An 848-nucleotide genomic window follows, 5' to 3' on the forward strand; every position below is an offset into this window, starting at 1 on the left:
TCTTCTTCGGCTTTTATTTTACCTTTAATTACACTTTATGGTTACAATCACAATGTAGCTGGACAACGAACTCCTCCGTGGATAAAAATGCTATCCTTATGGTTAACTTGCCATCTTCGTGGATAAACCGCAAATTAGCTAGTTATCTGTCGCTTAAATAAAAAACTACCGCAATGTTAGTTGCGATAGTTTATCTCACATTATTCATATATATAACTTAAAACATCCAAAGCCTGATCTACTGTCTCGACGGTGACATTTGCCTTGTTCGACAGTTCTTTTAATGGGTGAATTAATGATTCTGGTCGAATGATGATCGTAGGCTTATTTAATGTAATAGCAGTACTTGCATCCATTGCTGTATTCCATTGCCTATATTGTTCGCCAAATAATGCGACGACAACATCTGCTTTTTGCATTAAGACTTGTGTTCTGAAGTTGTTTATATCAGAAGCTGCAGCATCTTTATAAAGGTTACCAGGTTGTTTTCCTAGTATATCTTCACCTATATCATCTGAGCGATCGTGATTCGTTTGAGGTGAAACAAAAGTCAAAGGTAAACCTTTTTCTTCAGCCTTTTTACTCAATTCTTCACGCCAGTTTGTATGTATTTCTCCTGCAAGATAAACCGTTAACTTCATGACAATCCCCTCCTACCGTCATTATACTTGTTAATTTTAAAAAGTGAAAATAATTAACTTACTCCAATATAAAGTGCAGTTGTTTAAGTAAGATAAAATAGTATGATAATATATAGGCAATAACTTTGTTATAGAGGATGTTCAAAAAGTCCGGTAAAAATGACACTGCGAATTTCTTCGTTGGCTTGCTTCTCCGCTGCTCATGTA

Annotated in this window: 1 protein-coding gene; it reads right to left on the bottom strand. The window is 35.3% G+C overall.

What is annotated here, in order from left to right; all coding sequences use genetic code 11:
* Window positions 1-200: 200 nt before the first annotated feature.
* Window positions 201-641, bottom strand: a complete 441-nt coding sequence (locus ACPYKA_RS18570; RefSeq protein ID WP_479543692.1) for a YtoQ family protein — start codon at window positions 639-641, stop codon at window positions 201-203.
* Window positions 642-848: the final 207 nt, after the last annotated feature.

It is taken from the genome of Pseudogracilibacillus amylolyticus (SeqCode), from assembly GCF_051918545.1.
Taxonomy (GTDB): Bacteria; Bacillota; Bacilli; order Bacillales; family Amphibacillaceae; genus Pseudogracilibacillus.